Genomic DNA, 18,957 nt, shown 5'->3' with positions numbered 1-18,957 from the left:
TAAACGAACGACACGCAATGCCGCACAAGGTCGGCCAGGTTGCGTCCCCCGGCGGCGGGGTATGACCTATGCACCATGACACCCACCGAGACGCCCGCGGATGTGCCCGATTCCTGCGCGCACCTGCGAGAAGCGTTGCGCGGTGCGGCGTCGGCGCTCAAGGAGAACGGGCCGCCCTTCGCACTGGCCGGCACCTATGCCCTGTGGGCCTTCGGCGCGCCCGAACCCAGCCACGACGTCGATCTGGTAGTCGCCGAATCCGACGTGGCCGGCGCCGAGGCCACCCTGGCCGACGCCGGATTCGCGATCGAGCATCCTCCGGAGGACTGGCTGTTCAAGGCGCGCACCGGCGATACGGTCGTGGACGTCCTGCACCGCATCAACGGCGAGCGCGTAGAGCCGGCGACGCTCGATCGCGCCGAACAGCGCGACGTGTTGGCGATCGCGATGCCGGTGCTGCCGCCCACCATGGTGGTCATCCAGAAGCTGCGTTCCCTCAACGAACATCACTGCGACTTCGCGAAGCTGCTTCCGGTCGTGCGGGCGGTCCGCGAACGGCTGGACTGGGAACGGATCAGGGCCCAAACCACCGACAATGATTACGCGGTCGCATTTTTGGTGCTGGCCGATCGGCTCGGCCTCACCGGTTGAGCGGGCCGGTCAGTGGTTGCGCAGCTTGGCGACCAGCTTGTCCTTGGTCAGGCTCGAATAGCCCGACATGCCAAGCTCTTTGGCCTTCTTCCGCAGCTGGGGGACCGTCCAGTCCTGGTAGGAGCCGGATTTGCCGCCCTTGCGGCTGACCGAGGACTTGCCCCGGCCGGCGGCCGCATTGGAAATCCGCGCGGCCTTTTCCTTGGAATCGCCCTTCTTGCGGAGATCCTGATACATCTTCTCGTTCTTGATCGAGGAACGTGGCATGGTTCATCCTCCTCTGCAAAACCCCGGGGCTAGGCAGGCACCGGGTCCGTTTGGCGTTCCCAGCAACGATGCCGGGCCAGCGCGGCGACCAATTCCGCGGCGAACTCGTCGGGAAACTCGTCGGCCGCCGCGGTGGTGGTCACGACCGACCGGTCGTTGACGACGTCAGTGGCCGGTTCGCTGTTGTCGGCGAAGCGGGCCTCGATATGCGCCGCGCGCAACAGCTTGATACCGGCGCCGTACGCGCCGATCGGTTTGAGGTGTTTGTAGGCCTCCACCAGGAAGTGCACCGCGTAGCCATCGCGGGACAGCGTTTCCACCGAATCCGGTCCGCACGCCACCACCACCGCGTCGTAGAGGACCGACGCCATTGTCGTGATCGCCCGATCGACGGGTAGCTCGCCGCCGGACCCACCGCGCAGGGTGCCGCCGGCGACCGGGGCCAACACCTCGACCACCGCGCCGCGCTGCCCCATCAGCTCCCTGAAGCGTTGCGTGCCAACGACATCCACGCCATCGGCGGCCAGGACTGCGATCTTGCGCGTGGCGATGCTGTCGCCCTCGCCGATCTGGGACAGGGCCGGCGAGGTGGTCACCTCGCCGTCGGGCGCTTCGTCGGCGGGCTCGGGAAGACCCAGCTTCGCCGCCACTTGGGCGGCCAGGTCGTGGTCGACGCGGGCGAGCTGGGCCACCACCGCCGAGCGGATCTCGGGCACTTCCACCTTGCCCAGTTCGAAGGCGAACGCGGCGACGATGTGTTCGGCCTCGACCGCCGACATGCTCTTCCAGAACATCCGCGCCTGGCCGTAATGATTCTCGAAGGACTTGGCCCGCTTGCGCATCGCGGCGCCGTCCACCCGTTGCGTGTAGTGGCGGAACACGTCGTCATCGGCCAGCGCCGGACAGCCGCCGCCGAGGGTGTTCTTGTAATAGCTGGAACGGCCCTGCGGGATCGCGTGCTGGGAGTAGCCGTCCTGCTGGTTGTTGCGGACGTCGGCCAGCGGCCGGTTCACCGGCAGTTGCGCGAAATTGGGGCCGCCCAGGCGGATCAGCTGGGTGTCGAGGTAGGAGAAGTTGCGGAACTGCAGCAGCGGGTCGTTGGTGAAGTCGATCCCCGGCACCACGTTCGCGGTGTGGAAGGCGACCTGCTCGGTCTCGGCGAAGAAGTTGTCGGGGTTGCGGTTCAGCATCATCTTGCCCACCGGGCGGACCGGGACCTGTTCCTCGGGAATGAGTTTGGTGGCGTCGAGCAGGTCGAAGTCGAAGTTGAATTCGTCGGCCTCGGCCACCAGCTGCACCCCGAGCTCCCATTCGGGATACTGGCCGGACTCAATGGCCTCCCACAGGTCGCGCCGGTTGAAGTCCGGGTCCTTGCCGGCGATCTTTTGGCATTCATCCCAGACCAACGAGTGCACGCCCAGGCGCGGCTTCCAGTGGAACTTCACGAAAGTGCCCTCGCCGCGGGCGTTTACCAGCCGGAACGTGTGTACGCCGAAACCCTGCATCATGCGGTAGCTGCGCGGCAGGGCGCGGTCCGACATCAGCCACATGATGGTGTGCAGTGTTTCGGGCTGCAGCGCCACGAAGTCCCATAGCGTGTCGTGCGCCGAGGCCGCCTGCGGAATCTCGTTGTGCGGCTCGGGTTTTACCGCGTGCACGAAGTCGGGGAACTTGATGCCGTCCTGGATGAAGAAGACCGGGAAGTTGTTTCCCACCAGGTCGTAGTTGCCTTGTTCGGTGTAGAACTTGGTGGCGAACCCGCGCACGTCACGGACGGTGTCGGCCGAACCGCGGGAACCGGCCACCGTGGAGAACCGGACGAACACCGGGGTCCGGGTGCCCGGCGAGGTCAGGAATTTCGCCGCCGTGTACTCGGCCAGCCAGTCGTCGTACGGTTCGAAGAAGCCGTACGCGCCAGCGCCTCGCGCGTGCACCACGCGCTCGGGAATGCGCTCGTGGTCGAAGTGGGTGATCTTCTCGCGGGCGTGGAAATCCTCGAGCAGCGTGGGACCCCGCTCGCCGACGGTCAGCGAATCGTCGGTGTGGTCGACCCGGACGCCCTGCTGGGTGGTCAGGTATCCGGTGTCACGCCGGACCCGCGATCCCTCGAGCGCGCGCGTTTTCGGATCGGACGTGTGATTGGTGTCCATGGCGTTCGGTTACCACCGTCCGCCGCCGATAAACCGGGCGGCCAAACAGCGCAAGTGTCCCTATCCACCGACCACGCGGTTACGTACGCTTGATCGGGGTAGCCGAGGGTGGTGATTGACGCGACCAACGAAAACGATGGTCTGCGCGGAGTGGTCGCGATCGGTGCCTCGGCGGGCGGCGTCGAAGCACTCTCGAGGTTGGCCTCCGGTCTATCCGCGGATGTGCCGTACGCCTACCTGATCGTGCTGCACGTCCCCGCCGGCGCGCCGAGCATCCTGGCGCGGATCGTCGACCGCAGCGGCCCGCTGCCGGCGGTGACCGCCGAGGATGGTGCGCCGCTTCTGCCCGGCCACATCTATGTCAGCCCCCCGGACCGTCATCTGCTGGTGGCCGACCATCGCGTGGTCCTGTCACAGGGGCCGACCGAGAACGGTCATCGGCCCGCGATCAACGCATTGTTCCGCTCGGTCGCCGTGGCCTTCGGGGCGCGTTCGATCGGGGTCCTGCTCTCGGGTGTGCTCGACGACGGCGTGTTGGGCCTGGCCGCCATCCGTTCCCGCGGCGGCACCACCATCGGCCAGTCACCCGAGGATGCATCGTTCCCGGCGCTGCCGACCAACGCGCGCGACGCGGGCGTGCTCGATCGGCAGGCCGCCGCCGGCGACATCGGGGCGGTACTCAAGGAGCTGTCCCAGACCGAAATCGATGACCCGATCATCGAATCCGACGAGACGCTGGACCTGGAGAACCGCATCGCGATGGAGTCGCGGTTCTCGACCGACTTCGACACCCAACAATTGGGTGCGCCCTCGGGATATACGTGTCCGGATTGCAATGGCTCGCTGATCTCGCTCAGCGAGGGCCACTTTCGCTGCCAGGTCGGCCACGCCTGGACGGCGGATGCCTTGCTGGCCGCGCGGGACGCCGAGGTCGAGGGCGCGCTATGGGTTGCGCTGCGCAGCCTGCGCGAAAAAGTCAAACTGGCCCGGCAACTCGCCGAGAAGGAGAATCACGGACCGCTCTCCCGGCACTACCACGGCGTGGCGGAGGAAAGCGAGAAGGCGCTGAGCCTGCTCAGCGAGCGGCTGGCCGCCAATGCCCCCGATGGCGGTGATACCGGTGGATGAACCGCGGTCGGTGATCCGGATCGATGCGGCACCTCAGCAGGAGGTACCGATCCTGGTGATGGAGGGCGTTCTGGACAGCTCCACCTATCGCAGCGTGCGCGACAGCGTCATCAAGGCGGCTCTCGACGAGCCTCGCGCGGTGATCGTGGATGTCGACCGCTTGTCGGTTCCCTCCGCGTCGGCCTGGACGGTGTTCACCAGCGCCCGCTGGCACGTAAGCACCTGGCCGGACGTTCCGATCCTGCTGGTGTGCTCGCAATCGCAGGTGCGGCGGTCGATCGCCGCCGGCGGTGTGACCCGATTCGTGCCGGTGCATCCCAACCGGGAGTCGGCGCTGGGAGCCGCCCACAGCCAGTCGTTACCGATCCGCCGGCGGGCGCGCAGCGAGCTTCCCGCGACCAGGGTCGGCGTCGGCCTGGCGCGCGCGATGATTTCCGATTGGCTCACGCAATGGGACAAAGCCGACCTGGTTCCCGTCGCGGCCACCGTGGGCACCGTCTTCGTCGAAAATGTCCTCCAACATACTCAGAGCGCACCGGTGCTGATAGTCGAGAGCTATCGGGACACCGTCACCGTCGCGGTCGAGGATCGCAGCGAGCACCTGCCGGGCCGGCACGAAGACGCCTACCGCGGCGCCGAAATCGTCTCCGGTCTGGCCATCGTGTCCGCACTTTGTCGGGCGTGGGGCACCACCCCGACATCGTCGGGCAAGACGGTGTGGGCACTGGTCGGTCGCGAGAATCAGCTGTAGCGCTACGAGTAGTGTTCGAGTCCGACAGCGAACGCGCTTTCGAACGGGACGTTAATGGACGCTACGACTGACGAGGCCTTCGAGGCGTTGTTGCGCTATCTGCGGGATTCCCGCGGGTTCGACTTCACGGGCTACAAGCGCACGTCGCTGTTGCGCCGGGTCCGCCACCGCATGGATCAGGCGGGATACGCCACGTTCGAGGAATACCTCGACGTGCTGCAGGCCAACTCGGATGAATTCGCGGCGCTGTTCAACACCGTCCTCATCAACGTCACCGCGTTCTTCCGGGACCCCGAGGCCTGGGAATTCGTCAGGGCCGAGGTCATTCCGCGGATGCTGGCCGAGCGTGGTCCCACCGATCCGATCAGGGTGTGGAGCGCTGGATGTGCGTCCGGTCAGGAGGCCTATTCGTTGGCCATGCTGCTGGCCGAGGCGCTGGGGCCCGATGCGTTCCGGCAACGGGTCAAGATCTACGCCACGGACATCGACGAGGAGGCGCTCACCGCGGCGCGCGCTGCGTCCTACGACGCGAAGGCCGTCGAGTCGGTCCCGGAAGACCTGTTGGCGCGCTATTTCGAACACGTCAACAACCGCTACGTGTTCCAGAAGGATCTGCGCCGCACGGTCATCTTCGGCCGCAACGACCTGGTCAAGGACGCGCCGATCTCGCGTGTCGATCTGTTGGTGTGTCGCAACACCCTGATGTATCTCAACGCCGAGACCCAGCGAAACGTGTTGGTTCGACTACGTTTTGCGCTTGCGCCCCAGGGCACGCTGTTCCTCGGGCACGCCGAGATGCTGTTGAGCCACAGCGAACGCTTCGTGCCGTTGAGCCTCAAGAATCGGATCTTCCGCAAGGCCCTCGGGGCCGAGGGCGTGGCGGATCGCTACGACCCGGCCGCGGCCTTCTACGACGGCCACGGTGAGCTGCCGGGCTCGACCTCGGCGAACACCGCACGTGACTTGGCTTTTCGGGCCAGCCCGGTCGCTCAGATCGTGATCACCGGCGACGACACCGTCGCGATGATCAACCAGCAGGCGGAGAGCGCCTTCGGCCTCTCGGCTCGCGACATCGGCCGCCCACTGCGTGATCTCGAAGTGTCCTACCGACCGGTCGAGCTGCGCGCCTACCTCGAACAGGCCAAGGTGGAGCGGCGTTCGACGCGCATTCCGGACGTCAAATGGCAGCGACCCGGCGCTGAGACGGTGTGGTTCGAAGTCCATGTCAATCCGCTCGTCGACGCCGATAACGGCCTGCTGGGCGTGTCGATCGTGTTCTTCGATGTCACCGCGACTCGCGCCCTGCTCGACAAGGTCGTCGAAACCAACCGCCAGCTCGAGGCGGCCTACGAAGAGCTGCAGTCCACCAACGAGGAACTCGAGACGACCAACGAGGAACTGCAATCCACCGTGGAGGAGCTCGAGACGACGAACGAGGAACTGCAGTCCACCAACGAAGAGCTCGAGACGATGAACGAGGAGCTGCAGTCCACCAACGACGAACTGCAAACCATCAACGACACGCTGCACGAACGCAGCGTGGAACTGGACGACACCAAGAACTTCCTTGATTCGCTGATCAACTCGGTTCAGCCGGGGATGGTGGTGGTGGACCGGGAGATGCGCGTGGTGGTGTGGAACCGCGGATGCGAAGACCTGTGGGGACTGCGGGCCGACGAAGCAACGGGAACCCGGTTGACGGGCCTGGACATCGGACTGCCGCTGGACAGCGTGCGGCCGTTGATCGGCAACGCATTCGTCGATCCGGACAGCTCCGGTGAAACGGTGGTGGACGCCGTCAACCGGCGCGGCCGTCCGGCCCGGGTACGGGTGGTGTGCACATCATTTCGTTCGGCCGAGGGAACCGTCGGCGGGGCGCTGATGCTCATGGAGGTCTTGGGCTGAGCCTGATGGTGGCGACCCGCCACGGGCCTGATGGTGGCGACCCGCTTCGCCCGGCTGCGCCGCGCTCGCGATCGCCACGAGCCTGATGGTGGCCGGTCAGCGCCCCCATCGCGCGGCCGCTTCCGACGCCGCTTGATGAGCCAATTGGGCTCGGCGCAAAGACTCTTGGGCCCGACGCCGCGCGAGGGCCGCGCTCTTTGCGGTAGCAGCGAACCCTTCGGACAGATCCTGGCGTCTGCGCCGGAGCTCAGAGACGCGCTGTCCGGCCATCTCGGCACGGGCCGACGCGCTGTTGGGTGCGGCGGTCAGGTCGTCGGTGCCCATCGACTCTCCCTCCGTGGCGGTTGCGTTATCGCCGCTGAGTTCCCCGGGCGGGCGGCGCGCTGAGGAACTGAGTGCGTTGCCCGCGACGATCTCGGCCACGGCGTGTCCGATCTCGTGAATCGGCAACACCAGATCGGCGCCGGCGCGCGCGGCCGCGAGCGGCATCGACGAGTACTGGGCGGTCTCCGGGCTTTGCGCGATGACGATGCCACCGGCCCGCTTCATCGCGACGGTCCCGACGGCGCCGTCTTCCCCCGAGCCCGACAACACCACCGCGGCGCTGCGCGCTCCGTACGACCTGGCCACCGACGCCAGTAGCACGTCGAAGCGCCGTTCGCCGTGCGCCTCGATTTCGCGGAGGTGACAGCGACCGTCGGGCGTCATTTCCAGCTGCACTCGCGGCGGACAGACCACCACTTGTCCCGGCACGACGGCCTGGCCGTCCTGTGCCCAACTGACCCGATGGGGCGTTTGCCTGCCCAGAATCGTCGGCAACACGCTGCTCAGGCCGCCTAGGTGCTGCTGCACGACCAACGCGGCCGGAAACTCGGCTGGCAAGTCACGCAGGACGAAGGACAAAGCGTCCAGCCCACCCGCCGACGCCAGCAGGACCACCAGCTCGACTGCCGGCCGCTCCGGGGGACTCGTCACTCCTTCAGTGTCCTCCCGGTCGGCTTCAGTGTCCTCCCCGTCGGCGTCCTCGGTCCCGGCCCACTGCGGGAGATCCGATATGCGAAACACCAGGACCGCGGACGAAGCGCGCAAGGTGCCGCGTTTCGTTTTGTATCCGGCGGGGTAGCACGTCGTTTGGACGGTGACCGCAACGTGCATGGGAAGGGAGCCGTGTTGAAAATCGCGATCGTCTCCGGTGACGACCTCGTCAGCGATGACCCTCAGCAACTTTGTGCCGCGCTCGCGGCCCGGGGCGACGACGCGACCGCCTATGTCCGGCAATCAGGGAAGCGACCAGCGAAGGTGATCCGCGTCGGTCCGCGCGCGGCGGCGTCACCGCCGGAGGTGCTGCCGTATGTCGCGGAGTGGGCGCAAACCCTGGAGCGCCTGTGGGCATCGGATGCGCCCGACGTCGTGCACGCCTACGGCTGGCTGGGCGGGTTGGCCGCCCAACTGGCGGCACGCCGGCGGGGGTTGCCGATCGTGCAGTCTTTCCTGGGACTGGCCGTGACGTCGCGTTCGGCGTCAGGTGACCCCCCCGAGAGCGAACGCGAACGCATCGAGCCGCTATTGGCGCGGGGCGCGACGTGGGTGACCGGCGAGTCCACGGCCGACGTCGACGTGCTGGCCCGGTGGCGTCACGGTCGCGCCCAAGTGTCGAACCTGTGCAGCGGCGTCGATGTCGAGCAGTACAGCCCGGTCGGCCCGGCGGCTGCGCGCAACGGCCTCCATCGTGTCCTCTGCCTGGCGCCCAACCTGTTGGAATGCAACGGTTTTGACATCGCAATTCGGGCACTGCCCAAGGTGCTGGGTGCCGAGCTCGTTGTCGCCGAGACCGCCGCCGGCGACCCCGGCCGCGGCGAGGCGCGGGCCAGGCTCGAGCGGCTCGCCGCCGAGTTGGGCGTGTCCGACCGCGTCCGCTTTGCGGGCAGGGTCGGCGATGACGACCTGCCGGCGCTGCTGCGATCCGTTGATGTGGTCGCGTGCACACCCCGGCGGCCGCCGCGGGCGACACCCGTGTTGCAGGCCATGGCCAGCGGGGTGGCGGTGGTCGCGCTTCCCATCGGCGTCCTGACCGACGCCGTGGTCGACGGGGTCACCGGACAGGTGCTGTCGCAGCGCAGCCCCGCCGCTCTGGCGGTGGCCTTGAGAAGCCTTCTGGCGCAAAGCTTCCACTGCGAGAGCATGGGAGCGGCCGGTCGAAGCCGCGCGGTCTCGCGCTTCACCTGGGACCGGATCGCGCTCGACTCGCTGAAGATTTATCGGCAGCTCGTGTCGCAACCTCGGGTTCCCGAGGAGTTCCAGTCAACGGGCACGCGGTGATGCGACCGTGAGCGCGTCCGGCGACCGGTGGGCGGGTCCCCGATGACGGCGACGGCCGACACTGCGGTACCCGGCTTCGTCGGCGGTGTCGCCGGTGAATCCGACGCGATCCAAGTCGAGCTGCGTCCCACCCAGCGCACCCCCGCCCCCGACGTGGGGGCGGCCCAAAGCCCGGTCGCGGTTCGGTACGAGCAATTCCGCATCGCCGAGCCGGAGGCCACCCGCCGGTTCTATGCGGGCGCCTATCTGCCGGGCTGGCGCGTCAGCGGCGTCACGGGCCGCTCGACCGTCACCCACCGACGCTGCGCGACGGAATGGATGGCGCTGGACGAAGTATCGATCCAGGGTCAGTTGATCTTCGAAATCCCGCCCGCCGACACCGTTGTGGTGATCCAGCCCCGTGCGGGATCCCTGACCGTGACGGGGGGACCCTTTCCCAACGTCGATTGCCCGATCCTGGTCGCGCACGGCATGTCGTGCGCGCTTCGGGTGAGTGGCGCGCGGTTCGATGTGGTGACCATCGCCGCGGACGCGCTGCACCGGGTCACCGCGGACTGGCATGCCCAGCCGTCGCACCAGATTCGGTTCCTGAACTGGCGCCCACGCTCGCGCGGCGCCGTGCGCGCCTGGCATCGGGCGCTGGATTACGTGACCGCGACCCTGGCCGCGCCGGACACCGCCCAGCAACCGCTGCTCGTGGCCACGTTGGCCCCGTTGCTGGCCGGCGCGCTGCTCGAGTGCTACCCGTCCAACGCCACCGATCAGGTCCTGGCCGGCGACCCCGCGCTTCCGGAAGCCCTGAAGGACGCGGTGGCCTTCATCCACCGCCATGCGGCCGCCGACGTGAGCATCAACGACATCGCGGCCGCGGTCCATCTGACTCCCAGGGCGGTGCAGTACCTCTTCCGGAGACAGCTCGACACCACTCCCACCGAATATGTGCGTCGCGTCCGGCTACATCGTGCGCACGACGAGTTGATCGCGGCCGATCCGTCCAACAGCACGGTCACCGAGATCGCGCAGCGCTGGGGCTTCTCGCACACGGGCCGGTTCGCGGTGCTGTATCGGCAGACCTACGGCCAGAGCCCCCACACCACACTCAAACAGGTGCCGTAGCTTCAGTCGCGCAGCGTGGTATGCGGGCTTTGGCCATAGACCTGGCGGTAGTAGACGGCGAACCGGCCCGTGTGCGCAAACCCCCATCTGGCGGCGATCTGTGTGACGGTGGTGTGCGCCCGGTTGGCGGCCAGTAGGTCTTGGTGCGCATAGTGGAGCCGTACCCGGCGCAGATATTCCATTGGCGTGCAATCCCGGTGGCGACGGAACATCAACTGAATCGCGCGCGGGGTCACGTAGGTGGCGCGGGCGACGTCGGCGATGCCGATGTCGCTGTCGGCGTGTTCCTCGATGAAGGCGATCGCCCGCCGCAGCAACGCCGGCGTGGTGTCGTGCCCATCCCCGATCGTGGGATCCAGCAATGCGTTGTTCGGGAAAGCGGTAAGCATGGTGGCGGCCAAGTGCTGCATCGCGGTGGAGGCGATCAGCGTCGCGCCGCCGTCAGCCGGATCGGTCAGCAACCCGTCGCGCAAGTAGTCGACGGCACGGACCAACTGCCGGCCGGCCGCTGCGGACACCGGCCGCGAATCGGTCAATCGGATCCGCCCGGGCGGGGAATCGTTGCCAACGGTCGCCACCCGATCGAACAGGCCCCTGTCAACGGCGACAATGTCGCACCGCGCCCGGCTGACGCGGCCGCCGAATGGCACGTCGAGCGCGCCCATGGCGAGGATCTCTTCGGGGCCAACGGAATTCGGCGCCCCGGCCGGCCGCCGTTCCTCGAGCAGACCGGAGCGCACCCGGCACAGGTAAATCTTCTCGGGCGACTCGGCGTCGTAGCTCAGGTCGAAGCCGACCTCGGCGTCGTCGATGGTCAGCGGGCCCAACGAGGTTCTCGAGATTTTCATGCGGGTGGTATCGCTCGCCGTGGCGCTGACACGCACGGCGGCGTAGGTCTGACCAAGGATCTGCTCGGCCTTACCCAGGTCGTCCGTGTCCAACAACACCGTTCTCATCGGCTACCGTCCGTTGACGCTACCCAAGTATGTGCGATGCAACGGCGACTAGCATGTGCGGGATGGTCCAGATTTCCTTGGAACGAACGATCGCCGCGCCGGCAGAACGGGTCTTCGACTGGCTGGCCGACCCGGCGAACCTGGCCGCCGCCCCGCTGGCGCTGAAAGCCGGTTACGCTAAGGATTCGCCCGGGCACGGTGCGGGCGCCCTGCGCGAGGTGGTCGGGGTGGGCATGTGGTTCCGCGAGGAGATCACGGCCTACGACCGGCCGCACACCTACTCGTATCTCATCATCCGATCCTTCCCGCCGTTCAACCACGATGGCGGCACGCTGACGTTCACCGCCGCAAAAGATGGCACCGCCGTGGACTGGCTGACGAACTACACCCATCCGGCATGGGCCGGGGGAAAGCTGTTGGAGGCGATCAGCCATCGGCTGCTGCGCAACAGCTTTGACGCCATCCTCGCCGCCTGCGCCAAGGCGCTGGAGCACGCGTAGCGATCGTCAGCCGCCCAATTGGTGCATCAATTGGGCGGCGGCGTGGCGGCCACTGACCACGGCGCCGGTCACGGTGCCCGGATTGTTGACGCCCACGGCCTCGCCCGCCAGGTAAAGCCGGTCGCCGATCGGTTCGGCCAGCCGGCGCCGGTCGCTCAGGCCTGAACCGGGGGCATGGAACGAATACGAGCCGAGCGCATACGGGTCCGCGGCCCAATTCGAGCTCCGGACCTCGACCGGCGAGACGTCGGCGCCGAGCAGCCGGCGGGCGATGGGCACGGCGCTGGCCATCAGCTCCTTGGGGGACGCCGACTCCACCCAGCGGCCGCGGTCACCGGCGTTGAACGCCAACATGATTGGGCCCGCGGCGCTCGGCAGGCTGAACCATTGCGTCCACACGTCCGGCTCGGCGCCGATGTACTGGTAGAAGGCGTTCTCGACGTCCCAGCTGCGCCGGCTGAAACGGAAGAAGCTCTTGGACAGGACGCCGAAGCCGAGCGCGTTCACCGCGCGCAGATGCGGGTCGGGGAGCGGCGGATCGAAGGCGATCGCACCGGATTTCAGGACGCCCAGCGGCACCGTGACGATCGCCGCGGGTCCCTCGAACGAGCGGTCCTTGGTGCGCACGATGACCGAGCTGTCGCGTCGCGCGATCACGGTGGCCGCCGTCCTCAGCTGGATCTGCAGGCCCTCGGCGAGGAGCCGGGGCAATGCGTCGTAGCCGTTGGTGATCACGTCCTGGTCGCCGTCGGCGTAGTCGCCGTGGTCAAAGGTGTTGGCGGACAGCTGATCCGCGCCGACGGCGTATTCGTCCTCGATCTCGGTGGTGACGTAGAAACCCAACTGAGCCCGGTCGGAATCGGAGAGCTCCGCGCGGGAGGCCGCCGCGTCCACCGCGGCGCCGAGGCTGCCGCCGTCGACGTGTCCCCTAGCCCGGCTGACGAAGGTGCGCCAGGTTTCCGGGTCGTACTGAAGCGGCGGCAGTCGCGGATCGACCGCAAGCTTCGCCCACCCGTAGTAGTCGGTGGCGACGAGCTGGGCCCGCGCCTTTTGGGCGAGCTCCATCAGCGGATTGTCCGTCGTGCCGTGGATCCAGGACGCCCCCATCTCCAGCGGCACGCCCCAGTCGCGGTCCGTGTGCACCCGCCCGCCGATACGGTCGCGTGCCTCGATGACGCGCACCGGCCATCCCGCGTCGGCAAGGCTGCGCGCGGCCGCCAGGCCCGCCATGCCGGCGCCGACGACGAGCACCGACTTGGTGTCCGGCGGGGTGTCAGCTGTGGGCGGGGGACCCGACGCGCAGGCGGCCGTCAGCCCGCCGGCCAGGCTTGTCGTGGCCGCGAGAAACTCCCGACGGGACATCGGGTACACGGCTGACAGCGTCTCACAAGTTGTTGCACGATCGTGCCCAAATCCGCGGTGCGTAATGGGCCGTTTTCACCAGTTCATTGTTGAGTGCGGGCTACACTTCGCCTACATCCTGAGTGCGGCGATGTGGCCGCGTTCGAAGGGGGGCGGCGATGAGTGCTGTGTCATCGAATCCAACACGTGAGCGGCTCCCCGACGATCTGCCGCCAAGCCGCACCCTGACCGTGCGAGGGGCCGACGGAACCGCGCTGCATGCAGAGATTTTCGGGCCGCCCGAGGGTTATCCGATCGTGTTCACGCACGGGATCACCTGCGCGATCCGGGCCTGGGCCCACCAGATCTCGGACCTGGCGACCGACTACCGGGTCATCGCCTTCGACCATCGCGGCCACGGGCAAAGTGGCGTTCCACGGCGCGGCGGCTACAGCCTGGAACACCTTGCGGCAGACCTGGATTCGGTGCTCGAGGCGACATTGGCGCCACGCGAGCGCGCTGTGCTGGCCGGGCATTCGATGGGCGGCATCGCCATCGCCGCATGGTCGGCACACTATCGCGACAAGGTCCGTCGACGCGCCGACGCGGTCGCGCTGATCAACACCACCACCGGGGATCTGGTGCGACAGGTGAAACTGCTGTCGGTGCCGCGCGAACTTTCGACGGCAAGGGTCCTGGCGGCCCGGGGTCTGATCACCACGTTCGGCGGGTTCCCCCTGCCGGCCGCGGCGCGGATCCCGAGCCGCTACGTGGTCGCGGCGCTGGCGGTCGGAAAGGACGCCGACCCGGGCGCCGCGCGGGTCGTCTACGAGCTGTTCGCGCAGACCCCGCCGGCCGGGCGCGGCGGCTGCGCCAAGATGCTCGTCGACGCGTTGGGGTCGCGGCATCTCGCCTTGGACGGGTTGACGGTGCCGACCCTGGTCATCGGCAGCGAGCGCGACCGCCTCACGCCGATCGGCCAGTCCCGCAGGATCGCGCGCACCGCGCCCAACGTCGTCGGCCTCGTCGAGCTGCCCGGCGGCCACTGCTCGATGCTGGAACACCCGCGCGAGGTGAACCGGCACCTGCGGGGTCTGGTGGAATCGGTGACCCACGACGCGCGGATGCGCCGGATCAGCTCATAGCGAAGCTCAGAGCCGGGCGGTGATCTCCGCGGCCGCCCGCTGGCCGGACCGCACGGCGCCGTCGAGGAAGCCGGTCCACTCGTCCGCGGTCTCGGTACCGGCCCAGTGGATCGGCCCGACCGGCTCGCGCAGCCATGGCCCGAACCGTGTCCACGACCCCGGCGGTACCGCCGCCGTCGGGCCGCCCGGTGCGAAGTGCTCTGCGCCCCAACGCTGGTCGACATAGTCGAGCGGCTTGAGCGCTTCGTCCCCGAACAGCGACGCGAAGCAGCGCAGCGCGTCACGGCGGCGCTGTTCGGAGGGCAGCGAGTCGAAGGCGCGGGCGTCGACGAATCCCATCAGGATGCCCGGCCCGTCGGCGTGCGGGCTGACGTCGAAGGTGATGAACACCGGGCCCTGGTCGGAAAGCGCCTGCCCGGAGAACCCGTCGGCCCGCCAGAACGGAGTCTCGTAGGCCGCGTAGGCCTTGCTGAGCCGGCCCTGCGGCCAATTGCGGGCGAGCTGCTCGTACTCGTCGGGCAGCGGGGGAACGAACTCTATCGATGCCCGATGGGCCGGCGGGACGGCGACGATGACGAAGCCGGCCTCGGCCGAACCGGCGTCGGTCGTCACCGTGACCCCCGAGCCGTGCCGCTCGATACGGCGGACCGGCGCGTTCAGGACCACGCGCGCGCCCAGCTCGGCGGCCGCCGCCTCGGCGATCTGCTGGGTACCGCCGGGGAAGCGGTCCTGCTGGGCGCCGTTTTCGACGTCGAGCAGCGGGTCCAGGCCCCCTGCGGCGTGCACGTAGCGGGCGGCGTGCAGCATCGACACCTCGTCGGGTTCGCAGCCCCAGGTCACCCGGGCCACGATGGCCATCAGGTCGTGCGAGGAGGCGCTGGCGCGCACCGAGCGCAGCCAGCCGCCCAGCGACATGTCGTCCAGCTCGCGCGCGCGACGCGCGCCCCACGGCTCCGCCACCGGGACACTGCGGGCGATCCTCTCGAATTGCCAACGGAGCCGGCCGATGTCGAGCAAGCCGGTCAGCGAAAGCTTGGGGATGGTGCCGCGGTAGGGACGCGCCCAGCCGCGCCAGTGGATCACGTTCTTGCCGTCGTGGTGGGTCGGGATCGTCGGGACCTGAAGTTCGGCGGCCAGCGCCAGCACGGCGTCCTGCGTCGGGCCGACGAAGGTGCCGCCCAGGTCGGCGGGCAGCCCGGCGACGCTGCCGGTGAACGACCGGCCGCCGACCCGGTCGCGGCCCTCGAACACCAGCACGTCATGCCCTTGGCGCGTCAGCTCGCGCGCCGCGGACAGCCCGGCAAAGCCGGCACCGACCACGACCACGTCGACAACCGGCGGCGGCTTCGTCACGTCCCCTAGTCAACCGCATTTTGACGATTTCGTACGATAAATTTCCATTGCCCGTCTAAGTAGGTGCTCAGGTAGCCAGATGAAGATCTTCACCGCGTTGTACGGGCCGGTGGATGCGGCCGAGCGGGCGCGGGCCCTGCGCGACGCGGGGGCCAGCGGTGTGGCCACCTTCGAGGGCCAGCACGACGTGTTCGCTCCGCTGGCGCTGGCCGCCACGGTGGGCGGGCTGGACCTGATGACCAATGTGGCCATCGCCTTTCCGCGCAACCCGATACACCTGGCGCACCAGGCCAACGATCACCAGCTGCTGAGCGAGGGCCGATTCTTCCTCGGCCTGGGCACCCAGATCCGCCCGCAGATCGAGAAGCGATTCGGCGCCCAGTTCGAGCACCCGGTGGCCCGCATGACCGAACTGATCGCGGCCCTCCGTGCGATCTTCGAGGCCTGGAAAACGGGCGGCCGCTTGGACTTTCGCGGCGACTACTACCGGCACACACTGATGACGCCGACCTTCAGCCCCGGTCCCAATCCCTATGGCCCGCCGCCGATCTATGTCGGGGCGCTCGGTCCGCGGCTGACCCGCGCCACCGCCGAGCACGCCGACGGCCTGTTGGTGATGCCGTTCGGCACCAAGCGGTTCCTGCGCGACGCCACCATGCCGGCGGTGCGCGACGGCCTGCGGGCCGGTGGCCGCCGGCCCGGGGAGTTTGTCGTCATTCCCGAGATCATCGTCTCGGCGGGCTCGGACGCGGAGGATCACGACGCCACGCGGCGGCTGCTTGGGTTTTACGGGTCGACGCCGGCGTACCGGCCGGTGCTGGCCGCGCACGGCTGGGAGGACCTGCAGCCCGAACTCAACGCGATGTCCAAGCAGGGCCGCTGGCAGGAGATGGGCGGGCTGATCGACGACGAGGTGCTGCACACCATCGCGGCCTGCGGCACCCCGAAGGAAATCGCCGCACACATCCGCGATCGCGTCGACGGGGTCTCGGACACCGTGTGCCTCTATCAGCCCTCACCGATCCACCTGCAGACGCTGTCGGAGATCGTGGACGAGTTGGGATAGGCCCGGAAAGCCCTAGGGCGCCACCGTCAGCCAGTCCTTGAAGCCCGACGGGTCGTGGCGGCCCAGCGCGCCATGCTCGTAGAGGCCCCAGCCCTCGACCGGATCGCCGTCGCCGTCGCGGCACACCGCGCGGCCCACGTGGTCGATCACGCCGAAGCCGGACCGCGCGACGACGGCCGGGTCGGTCATGTCGTAAGTCAGCCGCTCGACGAACTTTTCGCCCTTCCACATGCCGTGCAGCCAGTCCGAGTCGCCGCCGTAGCCGCCGCCGACGTGGATGGGCACCGGCAGCTTGGACTCGACGTCGAAGTGGACCGGCGTGCCGTCGGGGGCGGTGGCGTCGATCGTCGCCCCGGTCGGGATGCGGGTGCCGGACCGGTAGTGGATCTTGACCCGCGGCCAGCCCAGCTGCTCGACGCGGCCGTCGCGCCACACCCGGGTGCAGTCGTTGAGCGAGCGGAACCCGTTGGGCTCCTCCTGGATGATCAGCACGATCGCGAACTCGTCGAACGCCATCGGCACGTAGAGCCACCACATGCCCTCGAAGGGTGGGTCGGCGGGCCGGCCCGCCCGCGCGGGCTCGCCGATGGGCCGGAGGCCCCAGGACCGGTCGCGGCTGCCGAGCCAGGTCGCGGGGTCGACGGTGATCTCCTCGCCGTCGACGGCGATGCGGCCGCTCCAGCTGCCGAGCTGGGCGAACCGCTGGGCGTTCAGCGTCACCCGGTTGCCGGAGCGCAGGATGTGCGGCTGCTCCTGGACGACGTCGAACAGGCCCTCCCAGGTGAGATCCGCTGCGATGCCCTCGGTTTCGTCGAGGACCAAACGCAGTTTGCGCAGCGGTTCGCTGACCTCGATGCGATAGCCGTTGACGTTCTGGTTGAGCCGGTCCTGGTCGATCGCGTCCGACAGGTGCACCGCTGTCTGGGTGTCCCCGCGCCTGACGAGGAAGAACGCGTCCTTGACGCCGAGGTTGGGGTAGTAGCCGATGCCGCTGATGACGAAGATGTCGCCGCTGCGGTCGTGGGCGTTGAAGTAGGCGCGGTCGTAGAAGTTGCGGTCCGAGGAACCCGCCCACGCAATGGGGTGGGGAACCTGATGTACCGGAAACTCGTCCAGCGGTCCGAGCATTACTGATCCTCTCCGATGAGACGCTCACCGATTAAACGGCGCATCAATCCGGCGTGGTAGAACAGCGATTCGACATCGTCGGGCTTTTCGGTTTCCCCGAAGTGCACCCGCCGCGCGCCGGTGCGCATGAACACGCACGCCCACATCACCCCCGAGTAGACGTAAAACCAGCGCAGGTCGCCGACGTCGACGCCGCTGAGTTGTCGGTAGGTGGCGCGCACGTCGTCCTCACGCATCACGTCGGGCAGGCCCGGCAGGGTTGCCAACCCGGCCAGCTCTTGGAAGACCATGTGCGCGTAGATCATCCACGCGACGTCGAGCTCGCGTGGCCCCAGCGTCACCATCTCCCAGTCCAGCACGGCCGCCGGTTGGAAGTCGTGGTACAACACATTGCCGACCCGCGCGTCGCCCCAGAGCAGCACGGGCTCGCGGGCGGCCGCCTCGTGGGGCCAGTTGTCCTCCAGCCACTCGAAAGTCCGCTCCAGCAAGGGCGATCGGCCGATGTCGGGCACCGCGAAGTCATACCAGGCCCGCACCCAGTTGAAGTGCTTGCGCAGCGCGGTGTCGCCGTCTGCCGCGGCGAGGAACCCAAATGTGTTCTCGGCCTCCGGGATCGAGTGCAGCTTGGCCAGCACCCCCACCGTGGCGTCCTGCAGTTCGCGCTGGCGTTCGGGGGGCGCGTCGGCGAACCAATTGCCGCCGAAGGTGTAGGGCATGACGTCCGGCGGCACCTCGCCCTCGACGTAATCCATCACGAAGAACGGCGTGCCCAGGACGTCACCGGTGGGCTCCAGCCAGCGCACCCGCGGGACGGGGACGTCGGTGAGCTCGCCGACCTTGCGGATCACTTCGAATTGGTGGTCGAGCCGATACGTCGGGAAGACCTGCACGTCCTCGGCGGTCGGCGCCACCCGGGCCACCAGCTTCTGCTCGACCGGCCGGCCGTCCTGCTCCCAGCGGGCGGTCAGGATGATGGTCTCCGACGACATGCCCGTCGAGTCGACGCCGCTCTCCACGGTGATGTCGGGTTTGACCCCGCCGGGGAGCAGGGTCGACAGCCATTGCGACATCACCCAGGGCAGCGTGGTGACGTCCCGGCTGGACCGCTGCAGTCGGTCGACTTTGTCCAGCACAGGTTCATTGGACACGGGTGCCTCCATTCCTAGAGACTTCAGCGAGGC

Annotated in this window: 17 protein-coding genes; 9 read left to right on the top strand and 8 right to left on the bottom strand. The window is 68.2% G+C overall.

The features are described from left to right. Window positions 1–75 precede the first annotated feature (75 nt). A complete protein-coding gene (locus tag A5787_RS17030) occupies window positions 76–651 on the top strand; it encodes a nucleotidyltransferase (protein ID WP_066969022.1) in 576 nt (191 codons plus the stop codon). Between the two features lie 9 nt (window positions 652–660). Here the strand turns inward: A5787_RS17030 and A5787_RS17025 are convergent, their stop codons facing one another. Beyond that, window positions 661–918, bottom strand: a complete 258-nt coding sequence (locus tag A5787_RS17025) for a Rho termination factor N-terminal domain-containing protein (RefSeq protein WP_066969020.1) — start codon at window positions 916–918, stop codon at window positions 661–663. A 29-nt stretch (window positions 919–947) separates the two neighbouring features. Further along, window positions 948–3,068 (bottom strand): catalase, encoded by a 2,121-nt coding sequence (locus A5787_RS17020; protein WP_066969019.1) that lies wholly within the window; start codon window positions 3,066–3,068, stop codon window positions 948–950. A gap of 111 nt (window positions 3,069–3,179) precedes the next feature. On the opposite strand from A5787_RS17020, the gene A5787_RS17015 reads away from it, so the two are divergent. Genes A5787_RS17015 through A5787_RS17005 form a run of 3 tightly spaced genes read left to right on the top strand, consistent with a single transcriptional unit; the run spans window position 3,180 to window position 6,852 of the window. Further along, window positions 3,180–4,196, top strand: coding sequence for a chemotaxis protein CheB (locus tag A5787_RS17015; protein WP_156763989.1), 1,017 nt, complete (start codon window positions 3,180–3,182; stop codon window positions 4,194–4,196). Further along, window positions 4,189–4,947 (top strand): STAS domain-containing protein, encoded by a 759-nt coding sequence (locus A5787_RS17010; RefSeq protein WP_066969118.1) that lies wholly within the window; start codon window positions 4,189–4,191, stop codon window positions 4,945–4,947. The genes A5787_RS17015 and A5787_RS17010 overlap by 8 nt, the downstream gene beginning before the upstream one ends. A gap of 54 nt (window positions 4,948–5,001) precedes the next feature. Then, on the top strand, window positions 5,002–6,852 hold the full coding sequence (locus tag A5787_RS17005; protein WP_066969015.1) for a CheR family methyltransferase: 1,851 nt from the start codon (window positions 5,002–5,004) through the stop codon (window positions 6,850–6,852). A 96-nt stretch (window positions 6,853–6,948) separates the two neighbouring features. Here the strand turns inward: A5787_RS17005 and A5787_RS17000 are convergent, their stop codons facing one another. Then, window positions 6,949–7,827, bottom strand: a complete 879-nt coding sequence (locus A5787_RS17000) for a chemotaxis protein CheB (protein WP_066969116.1) — start codon at window positions 7,825–7,827, stop codon at window positions 6,949–6,951. Window positions 7,828–8,022: 195 nt separating this feature from the next. Here A5787_RS17000 and A5787_RS16995 point away from each other — a divergent pair, with 195 nt between their 5' ends. Next, window positions 8,023–9,171, top strand: a complete 1,149-nt coding sequence (locus tag A5787_RS16995; RefSeq protein WP_066969113.1) for a glycosyltransferase — start codon at window positions 8,023–8,025, stop codon at window positions 9,169–9,171. A gap of 27 nt (window positions 9,172–9,198) precedes the next feature. After that, on the top strand, window positions 9,199–10,287 hold the full coding sequence (locus A5787_RS16990) for a helix-turn-helix transcriptional regulator (protein ID WP_369829127.1): 1,089 nt from the start codon (window positions 9,199–9,201) through the stop codon (window positions 10,285–10,287). Window positions 10,288–10,289: 2 nt separating this feature from the next. On the opposite strand, the gene A5787_RS16985 is transcribed toward A5787_RS16990, so the two are convergent. Then, window positions 10,290–11,243, bottom strand: a complete 954-nt coding sequence (locus A5787_RS16985) for a helix-turn-helix transcriptional regulator (protein ID WP_066969010.1) — start codon at window positions 11,241–11,243, stop codon at window positions 10,290–10,292. Between the two features lie 62 nt (window positions 11,244–11,305). Here A5787_RS16985 and A5787_RS16980 point away from each other — a divergent pair, with 62 nt between their 5' ends. After that, entirely contained in the window at window positions 11,306–11,743 is a 438-nt protein-coding gene (locus A5787_RS16980; RefSeq protein ID WP_066969008.1) for an SRPBCC family protein, read from the top strand. Window positions 11,744–11,749: 6 nt separating this feature from the next. Here A5787_RS16980 and A5787_RS16975 read toward each other — a convergent pair whose 3' ends face one another. Further along, window positions 11,750–13,105 (bottom strand): NAD(P)/FAD-dependent oxidoreductase, encoded by a 1,356-nt coding sequence (locus A5787_RS16975; RefSeq protein WP_066969111.1) that lies wholly within the window; start codon window positions 13,103–13,105, stop codon window positions 11,750–11,752. A gap of 158 nt (window positions 13,106–13,263) precedes the next feature. Here A5787_RS16975 and A5787_RS16970 point away from each other — a divergent pair, with 158 nt between their 5' ends. Beyond that, complete coding sequence (locus tag A5787_RS16970) at window positions 13,264–14,229, top strand: alpha/beta fold hydrolase (protein ID WP_066969006.1); 966 nt, start codon at window positions 13,264–13,266, stop codon at window positions 14,227–14,229. Between the two features lie 6 nt (window positions 14,230–14,235). Here the strand turns inward: A5787_RS16970 and A5787_RS16965 are convergent, their stop codons facing one another. Further along, complete coding sequence (locus A5787_RS16965; RefSeq protein WP_066969004.1) at window positions 14,236–15,582, bottom strand: flavin monoamine oxidase family protein; 1,347 nt, start codon at window positions 15,580–15,582, stop codon at window positions 14,236–14,238. Window positions 15,583–15,661: 79 nt separating this feature from the next. Here A5787_RS16965 and A5787_RS16960 point away from each other — a divergent pair, with 79 nt between their 5' ends. After that, complete coding sequence (locus tag A5787_RS16960; RefSeq protein WP_066969002.1) at window positions 15,662–16,648, top strand: TIGR03617 family F420-dependent LLM class oxidoreductase; 987 nt, start codon at window positions 15,662–15,664, stop codon at window positions 16,646–16,648. Window positions 16,649–16,660: 12 nt separating this feature from the next. Here the strand turns inward: A5787_RS16960 and A5787_RS16955 are convergent, their stop codons facing one another. Both A5787_RS16955 and A5787_RS16950 read right to left on the bottom strand, forming a co-directional pair. Next, window positions 16,661–17,776 carry a hypothetical protein gene (locus A5787_RS16955; RefSeq protein ID WP_066969000.1) on the bottom strand — a complete coding sequence of 372 codons (1,116 nt, stop codon included), beginning with the start codon at window positions 17,774–17,776 and terminating at the stop codon, window positions 16,661–16,663. Continuing rightward, on the bottom strand, window positions 17,776–18,936 hold the full coding sequence (locus tag A5787_RS16950; protein ID WP_369829126.1) for a phosphotransferase family protein: 1,161 nt from the start codon (window positions 18,934–18,936) through the stop codon (window positions 17,776–17,778). The genes A5787_RS16955 and A5787_RS16950 overlap by 1 nt, the downstream gene beginning before the upstream one ends. Window positions 18,937–18,957: the final 21 nt, after the last annotated feature.

It is taken from the genome of Mycobacterium sp. 852002-50816_SCH5313054-b (assembly GCF_001667185.1).
Lineage (GTDB): Bacteria > Actinomycetota > Actinomycetes > Mycobacteriales > Mycobacteriaceae > Mycobacterium.
Note: the sequence above shows the minus strand (reverse complement) of the source record. Positions and strands in the feature narration are given on the sequence as shown.